This window comes from Mesorhizobium intechi, assembly GCF_002879535.1.
Lineage (GTDB): Bacteria > Pseudomonadota > Alphaproteobacteria > Rhizobiales > Rhizobiaceae > Mesorhizobium > Mesorhizobium intechi.
This window is the reverse complement of record NZ_PNOT02000147.1, coordinates 1-9,779: the sequence shown is the minus strand read 5'-3', so window position 1 is coordinate 9,779 and position 9,779 is coordinate 1. Positions and strand designations below refer to the sequence as shown.

Annotated in this window: 13 protein-coding genes; 6 read left to right on the top strand and 7 right to left on the bottom strand. The window is 61.9% G+C overall.

Going from position 1 to position 9,779, the window contains the following annotated elements; translation table 11 throughout:
- Position 1: 1 nt before the first annotated feature.
- Both aztC and C1D09_RS12525 read left to right on the top strand, forming a co-directional pair.
- The gene (gene aztC / locus C1D09_RS12530; RefSeq protein WP_143974634.1) at positions 2-940 is read left to right on the top strand and encodes a zinc ABC transporter substrate-binding protein AztC; all 939 of its coding nucleotides are present in this window, start codon (positions 2-4) and stop codon (positions 938-940) included.
- Between the two features lie 196 nt (positions 941-1,136).
- A complete protein-coding gene (locus C1D09_RS12525) occupies positions 1,137-1,475 on the top strand; it encodes a protein tyrosine phosphatase family protein (RefSeq protein WP_143974633.1) in 339 nt (112 codons plus the stop codon).
- Here C1D09_RS12525 and C1D09_RS12520 read toward each other — a convergent pair.
- A complete protein-coding gene (locus C1D09_RS12520; protein ID WP_032933331.1) occupies positions 1,472-1,939 on the bottom strand; it encodes an Lrp/AsnC family transcriptional regulator in 468 nt (155 codons plus the stop codon). The genes C1D09_RS12525 and C1D09_RS12520 overlap by 4 nt on opposite strands.
- 137 nt (positions 1,940-2,076) lie before the next feature.
- On the opposite strand from C1D09_RS12520, the gene hppD reads away from it, so the two are divergent.
- The 3 genes from hppD (at position 2,077) to C1D09_RS12505 (ending at position 3,861) form a co-directional block, all read left to right on the top strand.
- A complete protein-coding gene (gene hppD, locus C1D09_RS12515; RefSeq protein ID WP_143974632.1) occupies positions 2,077-3,192 on the top strand; it encodes a 4-hydroxyphenylpyruvate dioxygenase in 1,116 nt (371 codons plus the stop codon).
- Positions 3,193-3,262: 70 nt separating this feature from the next.
- Complete coding sequence (locus tag C1D09_RS12510) at positions 3,263-3,487, top strand: type II toxin-antitoxin system Phd/YefM family antitoxin (protein ID WP_143974631.1); 225 nt, start codon at positions 3,263-3,265, stop codon at positions 3,485-3,487.
- Positions 3,484-3,861, top strand: a complete 378-nt coding sequence (locus C1D09_RS12505; RefSeq protein WP_143974630.1) for a type II toxin-antitoxin system VapC family toxin — start codon at positions 3,484-3,486, stop codon at positions 3,859-3,861. Before C1D09_RS12510 ends, C1D09_RS12505 begins: the two co-directional genes overlap by 4 nt.
- 18 nt (positions 3,862-3,879) lie before the next feature.
- On the opposite strand, the gene C1D09_RS12500 is transcribed toward C1D09_RS12505, so the two are convergent.
- The 4 genes from C1D09_RS12500 to hmgA form a co-directional block, all read right to left on the bottom strand.
- Positions 3,880-4,416: a DinB family protein gene (locus C1D09_RS12500; RefSeq protein ID WP_143974629.1), complete on the bottom strand. Its 537-nt coding sequence runs from the start codon at positions 4,414-4,416 to the stop codon at positions 3,880-3,882.
- Positions 4,417-4,437: 21 nt separating this feature from the next.
- On the bottom strand, positions 4,438-5,451 hold the full coding sequence (locus C1D09_RS12495; RefSeq protein ID WP_143974628.1) for a fumarylacetoacetate hydrolase family protein: 1,014 nt from the start codon (positions 5,449-5,451) through the stop codon (positions 4,438-4,440).
- A 67-nt stretch (positions 5,452-5,518) separates the two neighbouring features.
- Complete coding sequence (locus C1D09_RS12490) at positions 5,519-6,373, bottom strand: MBL fold metallo-hydrolase (protein ID WP_167514582.1); 855 nt, start codon at positions 6,371-6,373, stop codon at positions 5,519-5,521.
- Positions 6,374-6,384: 11 nt separating this feature from the next.
- Positions 6,385-7,698, bottom strand: coding sequence for a homogentisate 1,2-dioxygenase (hmgA, locus tag C1D09_RS12485; protein ID WP_143974626.1), 1,314 nt, complete (start codon positions 7,696-7,698; stop codon positions 6,385-6,387).
- 119 nt (positions 7,699-7,817) lie between these two features.
- Between hmgA and C1D09_RS12480 the strand changes: the two genes are divergently transcribed.
- Positions 7,818-8,261, top strand: a complete 444-nt coding sequence (locus C1D09_RS12480) for a MarR family winged helix-turn-helix transcriptional regulator (RefSeq protein WP_143974625.1) — start codon at positions 7,818-7,820, stop codon at positions 8,259-8,261.
- A 50-nt stretch (positions 8,262-8,311) separates the two neighbouring features.
- On the opposite strand, the gene tdh is transcribed toward C1D09_RS12480, so the two are convergent.
- Both tdh and C1D09_RS12470 read right to left on the bottom strand, forming a co-directional pair.
- Entirely contained in the window at positions 8,312-9,346 is a 1,035-nt protein-coding gene (tdh, locus tag C1D09_RS12475; protein ID WP_143974624.1) for an L-threonine 3-dehydrogenase, read from the bottom strand.
- 52 nt (positions 9,347-9,398) lie between these two features.
- Positions 9,399-9,779 (bottom strand): aminotransferase class I/II-fold pyridoxal phosphate-dependent enzyme (locus C1D09_RS12470; RefSeq protein ID WP_143974623.1); only part of this gene is annotated, 381 nt, incomplete at its 5' end.

Here is a 9,779-nt window from a genome sequence, read left to right as displayed (position 1 = left end):
GCTGAGATCCATCCGTGTCGCCTTGGCGATGAGCGTTATAACATTAACCGCCCTTGGCGCATCGTCGGCTTTCGCGACGCCGCTGAAAGTGGTCGCCAGCTTCACCGTCATTGCCGATTTTGCCAGAAATGTCGGCGGCGATCGCGTCGACATCACCACGATCGTCGGACCGGATGGCGACGCCCACGTCTATGAGCCGACCCCCGCCGACGCGGTCGCGATGGCCAAGGCCGATATCGTTCTGGTCAACGGCCTGCATTTCGAAGGCTTTTTGCAACGGCTGGTCGATGCCAGCGCGACCAAGGCCTCGATCGTCACCTTGACCAAGGGCGTGACGCCGATCGACTTCAAGCCTGAATTCGCCGACGCCGACGCGGCCGAAGGTGCCGGCACCGGTAGCGGCAAGACGGTGACCGACCCGCACGCCTTCCAATCGATCGCCAATGCCAAGATCTATGTGAAGAACATCGCCGAGGCTTTCTGCGCGGCCGACAGCGAGGGCTGCGTCAGCTACCAGACCAATGCCGCCGCCTACACCAGGAAGCTCGACGCGCTGGAAGGCGAAGTGAAGGCGGCGATCCAGTCGATCCCCGAGGCCAAGCGCGTCGTCATCACCTCGCATGACGCGTTCGGCTATTTCGAACACGAGTACGGCCTGACCTTCCTCGCCCCGCAAGGCATCTCGACCGATTCGGAACCGTCGGCCGCCGATGTCGCCAAGCTGGTCGAGCAGGTCAAGCAGGACAAGGCAGCGGCGATCTTCGTGGAAAACATCACCAACCCGCGGCTGATCGAACAGATCGCCAGCGAGACCGGCATCAAGGTGGGCGGCACGCTCTATTCGGATGCGCTGTCGCAGCCCGATGGCCCGGGATCGACCTATATCGACATGATGCACAACAACATCCGCCAGATCAAAGGCGCCATTCTCGGCAGTTGAGGGCGCCATTCGCGGAAAAGGCGGAGCCGGTCTCCGCCTTTTCGGCCGAGGACTTCCGGCCCGAACGGTGGCGCGACCTCAGTTGGAATCCTCACCGGAAACGTCTATCTCTGCAGAACGAGTTCCGCTGGCGGATTGCCGGCCACGTCGGAGGATGGCAAGACTCCGAGACAAACCAGATTGCGAGGATGCTGCGATGGAATACCGCGAAATCAGCGACGACTATTCGGTCTCCGGCCAGATCCAGCCCGATGACATCGCCGCCATCAAGGAAGCCGGCTTCAAGAGCGTCATCTGCAACCGGCCGGATGACGAACAGCCCGGCCAGCCTTCGGCCAAAAGCATCGGATCGGTGGTCGAAGCCGCTGGCCTCGCCTTCCGCTACATCCCCGTCATCAGCGGTCAGATCACCGCGGAGAATGTGGAGGACCAGGCCGAGGCGCTGGACGAATTGGAAGGCCCGGTGTTCGCCTATTGCCGCTCGGGCGCGCGCTGCACGAACCTGTACGGACTGATCCAGCAGTCGAAGGGCTAGATCGGCAGCGCGCCGGTTTCCTTCAGCGTCTCAAGCACGATCGCCGTCTTAACATGCTGCACGGATTCGTGCGGCAGGAGCACGCCGTTGACGAACTCCGACAACGACTTCAGGTCGGGCGTCACCACCTTCAGGATGTAGTCCATCTCGCCGGTCAGCGCGTGCGCCTCCTGCACTTCCGGCAGCCGCGCCACCAGTTCGCCGAAGCGTCGCGCATTGTCGCGGTTGTGGGTGGCAAGCGTCACCGAGATGACGTTGACCAGTGAGAAGCCGAGCTTGTCGCGGTCGAGCACCGCCCGATAGCCCTTGATATAGCCGTCCTCTTCGAGCCGCTGGCGGCGGCGCGAGCATTGCGAGGCCGACAGATTCACCCGCTCCGAGAGATCATTGTTGGTCAACCGCGCATCACCCTGCAGGAGCGCCATTATCTTGCGGTCAAATTGGTCAATGCGCGTCTCATCCATGGTCTTGTCTCTCAACATGCATGCTTCACGCATGACATCATCATTTCAAGCGTTTGAATGCAAGCACCATGCGCCGGCTCCGCGCTATCATGGCTTCAAATGGCCTTTCCCGGCCGAGCCAGCTTTGGAGGAATGCCATGGGTCCCTTCCCACACGACGCCCCGCCCGCCAAAATCAGCAAGGACAATCCTGCCGGCACCGATGGTTTCGAGTTCGTCGAATTCGCGCATCCGGAGCCGCAGAAGCTCGCCGAACTGTTCGCCCGCATGGGCTATGTGGCGGTGGCCAGGCATCGCACCAAGAACATCACCGTCTGGCGCCAGGGCGACATCAATTATGTCGTCAATGCCGAGCCGGGCTCGCATGCGATGAAGTTTGCAGACAAGCATGGGCCGTGCGCGGCCTCGATGGCCTGGCGCGTGGTCGATGCCAAGCATGCTTTCGATCATGCCGTCTCGAAGGGAGCCACGTCTTACGAAGGCGACGACAAGGCGTTCGACGTGCCCGCCATTGTTGGTATCGGCGGTTCGCTGCTCTATTTCATCGATGCTTACGGCAAGAAGGGCTCGGCCTATGACGCCGACTTCGAATGGCTCGGCGCGCGCGATCCGCGGCCGCAAGGCGTCGGTTTCTATTATCTCGACCACCTGACCCACAACGTCTATCGCGGCCAGATGGACAAGTGGTGGGATTTCTACCGCGAACTGTTCGGTTTCAGGCAGATCCATTTCTTCGACATCGACGGCAAGATCACCGGCCTGGTCAGTCGCGCCATCACCTCGCCTTGCGGCAAGATCCGCATTCCGCTGAACGAATCCAAGGACGAGACCAGCCAGATCGCCGAGTACCTGAAGAAGTACAATGGCGAGGGCATCCAACACATCGCGGTCGGCACCGACGAGATCTACGCAGCCACCGACAAGCTGGCCGCCAACGGGTTGAAATTCATGCCGGGCCCGCCGGAGACCTATTACGACATGTCCTATGCCAGGGTGAACGGCCATGACGAGCCGATCGAGCGGATGAAGAAGCACGGCATCCTGATCGACGGCGAAGGCGTGGTCGACGGTGGCACGACCAAGATCCTGCTGCAAATCTTCTCCAAAACCGTGATCGGCCCGATCTTCTTCGAATTCATCCAGAGGAAGGGTGACGAAGGTTTTGGCGAGGGCAATTTCCGCGCTTTGTTCGAATCGATCGAGCAGGATCAGATCAAGCGCGGTGTTATCAAGGTGGATGGCAAGGCGGCGTAAGGTCGACCGAACCAGCCTTCTTGCGGCGCGATCAATTATGACCTAAATTATGGTCATAAAGGATCGAACCATGAATGTTTCCATCGCCGAGGCCAAGGCTAAATTGTCTGAACTCGTCAGCCGCGCTGAAGCCGGCGAGGAGATCATACTTACGCGCCACGGTAAGGTGGTCGCGCGGATCGTACCGCCGGCAGTGACCGACCCCCTGCCGCGCATCGGCGCGTTGAAGGGCAAGATCTGGATAGCGGACGATTTTGATGAACTCGGTCCCGAATGGAACGAGTACGTGAAATGACGGACGGCCCATTTCTAGCCGATACCCATATCATCCTATGGTCGATTTCGGACGATCCACGTCTCAACCAGCACCACCGCACTATCCTCGCTTCGGAAGCGGTTGTGTTCGCAAGCGCGGCAAGCGTCTGGGAGATTGCCATCAAACGTTCTATCGGAAAGCTCGATGCACCGGACGATCTGCCAACGCTGCTCCCAAGAATGCGCTTTCAGCCGCTCGGCGTAACCCTACAACATGCGAACGCCGTAGCCGGATTGCCCCACCATCATGGTGATCCGTTCGACAGGCTGCTGATTGCCCAGGCGCAAGTGGAGGACCTGATCATCCTGACGTCCGATCCGCATTTCGCCCGCTACAATGTCGCTCTGGCCTGATTGGCGAAAAATCCAGCCTCACAGCCCCAGCCGCTCAACCTCCGCCCTCCTCAGCTTCAAATCATAATCGAGCAAAAACTCGTCCAACTGCGGCGGTTCGACCGACGTGCCGGACAGCATCGCGTGCACCTGGCCGCGATGGTGGATGTCGTGCAGGAAGACATGGGCGAGGATGTCGCCGATCCTTTCAGGGATCATGCCGTCCTCGCGCCGGTCGGTGATGACACGGCGACCGAGATCGGCTTCCGACAGGCCATCGCAGAACGCGATCAGCCGCCGGTCCGCGGCCACCTGAGCGGCCAACAGCGATTGCGGTTCGTCGAAGGACATGAAATCATCATGGGCCGCGGCCCCGACGCCGCCCTCTTCGAGAAAATCGAGATAGAGATAATCGACCGCGAGGATGTGGTTGAGCGTTGCCTTGATCGACGGGAAAAAGCTGGTGCGCTCGGCCTCGAACTCACCCGGCTTGAGCGCGAGCACGGCGCGATAGAGCCGGTCGTTCGACCAGAGATTGTTGCCGGCCATGCGGCGTAAATGATCCAGCAGATTCACCGCTGAAACCTCCGTATCCCCTTATCCCTGGTATTTCTCGACCTTCTGCTCGATGGCGCCGAAGATCGAATGACCCGTACTGTCCTTCATCTCGATGCGCACCGTGTCGCCAAAGCGCAGGAACGGCGTTTTGGGCTCGCCATTCTCAATGGTCTCGATCATGCGCAGTTCGGCGATGCAGGAATAGCCGGCGCCACCGGCCGAGACCGGCTTGCCCGGCCCGCCGTCGAGCTTGTTGGAGACCGTGCCCGAGCCGATGACGGTGCCTGACACCAGCGGCCTTGTGCGGGCGGCATGGACGATCAGCGCCGGAAAATCGAAGGTCATGTCGACGCCGGCATTGGCGCGCCCGAACGGCTTGCCGTTGAGGTCGGCAAGCAGCGGCAGGCTGACCTTGCCGCCATCCCAGGCATCACCCAGCTCATCCGGCGTCACCGCGACCGGCGAAAAAGCGGAGGACGGTTTTGATTGGAAAAAGCCGAACCCCTTGGCCAGTTCCGGCCCGGTGAGCGCGCGCAACGTGACATCGTTGACCAACATGACCAACCGGATCGCGGCACGCGCTTCATCAAGGCTCGAGCCCATAGGGACATCGTCGACGATAACGGCGACTTCGCCCTCCATGTCGATGCCGAAGGCCTCGTCGGCCATGCGGATCGGATCGCGCGGCGCAATGAAGGAGTCCGAACCGCCCTGGTAGATCAGCGGGTCGGTCCAGAAGCTTGCCGGCATCTCGACGCCGCGCGCTTTGCGCACCAGTTCGACATGGTTCACATAGGCCGACCCGTCAGCCCATTGATAGGCGCGGGGCAAGGGCGAATGCGCGTCGTGCTCGTGAAACCGGGCTGACGGCACCGCATTGTTCTCCAGCGATTCCGCTATTGTGCCCAGATGCGGCGAGACCCTGCGCCAATCGTCGAGTGCCGCCTGTAGCGTGCGCGCCAGGAACGAGGCATCGGTGTACCGCGTCAGGTCGCGCGAGACGACGACGAGTTTCCCGTCGCGCGTCCCGTCCTTCAGTGTGGCAAGCTTCATGCGGTTTCCTCTCCTTGCAGCTAGACACTGCTTAGTTTCTTTCTCCTGCGCATGATCTTTTCCGGGATCATGCCAGCGCCACAACAAGGCCGTCGCGGGCGATCGTCAAGTCGCCGGCCCATGTTTTCCGGACAGCGGCAAGCCAGTCGGCCTCGCTGATCTCGGGGTCGTCGGCGGGAATGAGGTGGTTGAGCACCAGCCTCTTCACGCCGGCATCGCTGGCGATGCGCCCGGCTTCCCCCGCAAAGCTGTGGCTGGCGAGCAGATGTTCCTTGAGCCGAGCGCCATTGCCGGTTCTGGCAACAAGGCGCTCGATGCCCTCTTCCAGCATGGCCTCATGGACGAGAATTTCGGCATCCTTGGCGAAGTCAGCGAGCGGCGGAAAGAAAGCCGTGTCGCCGGAAAAGACCACGCTTTTGCCGCCTTGGTCGAAGCGCAGGGCAAAACAGTCAGTCACCGGCGGATGATCGACGCGAAGCGCCGAAACCTTCAGGCCGCGCTGCTCGACCACTCGGCCCTCGCTGAATTCGCTGACCGAAACCAGTTCGCGAATGTCAGGCCGGCCCTCGTCGACGATGCGGATTTCGATGTCAAACTCCATCGCCAGGCAGAAGCGCCGCCAGTAATGGCCGGTGCCCGGCGGGCCGAACACGTTGACGGGTGTCGCCAGCCCCGCCGTCCAGGCGGTGTGGATCAGCGGTCCCAGTTCCAGCACGTGGTCGGAATGCAGATGGGTGATGAAGATCAGGTCGAGCGCCTTCAAGGTGATCCCGGCATCGACCAGAGCGCGCGTCACGCCGAGCCCGCAATCGACGACGATGGTCCGCCCACCGATCTCAAGCAGCGATGAGCTCGGCCACGGCCCGCCTGGCCGCAGCGCCGGGCCGCCCTTCGAGCCCAGCAGCACCAGCCGGTCCGGCATTGGCTTGCCGCTCAAGACCAGTCGCCCTCGGGCGTACCATTGAAGCGCTTCTTCAGGTCGGCCCAGCAGTCGATGTAATTGTCCTGCCGGGTTTCGAGTTCGGCGCCGTAGCGGGTCAGCATCTGAGGGAAACGGGTTTCGAACATGAAGGCCATGGTGTTGTCGAGCTTGACCGGTTTCAGCTCCGCGCGCGAGGCCTTTTCGAAGCCAGGCGCATCCGGGCCATGGGCCAGCATCAGATTGTGCAGGCTGATGCCGCCGGGAACGAAGCCTTCCTCCTTGGCATCGTACTGGCCGTGGATCAGCCCCATGAACTCGCTCATGATGTTGCGGTGATACCAGGGCGGGCGGAACGTATCTTCCGCCACCAGCCAGCGCGGCGGGAAGATGACGAAGTCGATGTTGGCGGTGCCTTCCTCACCGCTCGGCGCCGTCAGCACGGTGAAGATCGATGGATCGGGATGATCGAACAGGATGGCGCCGACCGGCGAAAACGTCGCCAGATCATATTTGTAGGGCGCGTAGTTGCCATGCCAGGCGACGACGTCAAGCGGCGAATGGCCGATCTCGGTGAGGTGGAAATTGCCGCACCATTTGACGATCAGCCGGCAAGGCGTTTCCTTCTCCTCGAACCAGGCGCAAGGCGTCTTGAAGTCGCGCGGATTGGCCAGGCAATTGGCGCCGATCGGGCCGCGGTCGGGTAAGGTCAGCTTGGCGCCGTAGTTTTCGCAGACATAGCCGCGCACGTCCTTGTCGACCAGCTCGACCTTGAAGACGAGGCCGCGCGGCAGCACAGCGATCTCGCCGGGTCGTAACTCGATGACCCCCATTTCGGTGACGAAACGCAGGGCGCCGACTTGCGGGACGACCAGCAATTCGCCGTCGGCATTGAAGAAATGATCGTCGATCATCGAGGTGTTGGCGACATAGACATGGGCGGCCATGCCGGTCTGCCCGAGCACGTCGCCGGCCGTGGTGATGCTGCGCATACCCTGAATGAAATTAGTCGGCTCCTTGGGCATCGGCACCGGATTCCAGCGATACTGGCCAAGCGGCAGCTCGTGGTCGCCTACATTGGGGGCGGTCTTCCAGAGAGGATAGCTCGCCGCCTTGAAACGGCCGGTGTGTTTGACGCTCGGCCGGATGCGATAGAGCCAGGAGCGCTCATTGGTGCCGCGCGGGGCGGTAAAGGGCGAGCCGGAAAGCTGCTCGGCATAGAGGCCGTAGGCCGGCCGCTGCGGCGAATTCCGCCCCTGCGGCAGCGACCCAAGCAAGGTCTCGGTCTCGAAATCGTTGCCGAAACCCGGCATGTAGGAAAACGCCATCCGATCCTCCCTCATCCCGGCTCCAAGCTTCACAAAGCTCGGTCTACCGGTAATAGTGACCAAACTGGTTTCATCTGTAACCATCGAAAATGTAACTATCAACGGCCACGGCGCGCGTCATGGAACCCGACATTCTGGAGCTGGAAAGCTTCCTTCCCTATCGCCTCTATCGGCTTGCCGATGCCGTGAGCCGCGAATTCTCCAGGATTTACCGGGATCGTCACGGCCTGACGCGACCGGAGTGGCGCACGCTTTCTGGCCTCGGCCAGCGCGGCGAGATGACGGCGACCGAGCTCGGCGAGCAATCGGCCATGCACAAGACCAAGGTGTCGCGCGCGGTGGCCGAGCTCGAACGGCGGCGCTGGCTGACGCGCACCCCTGACGAGAATGACCGCCGTGTCGACCACCTTGCGCTGACCAAGGCAGGGCTTGCCGCCTATCGCGAGATGGTGCCGCTGGCGAAGGCGTTTGAAAGGGAATTGCTGGCTAGGCTGAGCCACCAGGAGCGGGTTGCGATTGTCGGCGGAGTGGCCGCCCTGGAGAGGGCCCTGGAAGGAAAGTAGCTGATAGTCCGACCAGACAGCGAAGGAACTCGACGTCTCTATCGATAGTCTTACCAGTCCATCACCACCTTGCCCGAACTACCGCTCCTCATCGCATCGAAACCCGTCTGGAAATCGTCGATGCCGATGCGGTGGGTGATCAGACCGGTCACATCCAGAGGGCCCTGCACGAGCGCGATCATCTTGTACCAGGTCTCGAACATTTCGCGGCCATAGATGCCCTTGAGATGCAGCATCTTGAAGATGACCTTGTTCCAGTCGATCTCGAAGCCGGTGGGCGCAATGCCCAGAATGGCGATCTTGCCGCCATTGTTCATGGTGTCGATCATGTCGCGGAAGGCGGGCGCAGCGCCCGACATTTCGAGACCGACGTCAAAGCCCTCGGTCATGCCGAGCGCCGGCATGACGTCACGCAGCTTTTCCTTCGAGGCGTCGACGACATGCTGGACGCCGAGCTTTTTCGCCAGCGCCAGCCGCACCGGGTTGATGTCGGTGATGACCACTTTTCGCGCGCCCACGCATTGGGCAACGAGAGCGCCCATGATGCCGATCGGCCCGGCGCCGGTGACCAGCACATCCTCGCCGACAAGATCGAAGGACAGGGCCGTATGCACCGCATTGCCCAGGGGATCGAAGATCGCCGCGACCTCGTCCGGCACATCGTCGGGGATCGGCACGACATTGTGCTGCGGGATCGCCAGATATTCGCCGAAGGCGCCGGGCCGATTGACGCCGACGCCGAGCGTGTTGCGGCACAGATGGCCTCGCCCCGCGCGGCAGTTGCGGCAGTGGCCGCAGACGATGTGGCCCTCGCCCGAAACGCGCTGGCCAACCTTGTATTCGGTGACCGCGGCGCCAAAATCGGCCACCGTGCCGACAAACTCATGGCCGGTCACCATCGGCACCGGCACGGTCTTCTGTGCCCACTGGTCCCAATTGTAGATGTGCACGTCGGTGCCGCAGATCGCCGTCTTCCTCACTTTGATCAGCACGTCGTTGGGGCCGATCTCCGGGACCGGCACCTCTTCCATCCAGATGCCTGGTTCGGCCTTGGCCTTCACCAGCGCCTTCATCATGTTCGACATTCTTTTGTCCCTTGAACCTCTTGATCCGGAATCGCTCTTCGGCGCCGGCCCCTCACGAAATCACGCCCAGCTCCCTGCCGACCGCGCCGAAGGCCTCGACCGCCCTGTCGATATCGGCACTGGAATGCGCCGCCGACATCTGCGTGCGGATACGCGCCTGGCCCTTCGGCACCACCGGGAAGGAAAAGCCGATGACATAGATGCCGCGCTTCAGCATGCGCGCCGCCATCTCCTGCGCCAGCGTCGCCTCGCCCAGCATCACCGGTATGATCGGATGATCGGCCCCGGCCAGCGTGAAACCGACTTTGCCCATCTGCGACCTGAAGCGCGCCGCATTGGCATAGAGGCGCTCGCGCAAGGCGTCGCCATTGCGGATCAGATCGAACACCTTGATCGAGGCGCCGGCGATCGCCGGCATCAGCGTGTTGGAGAA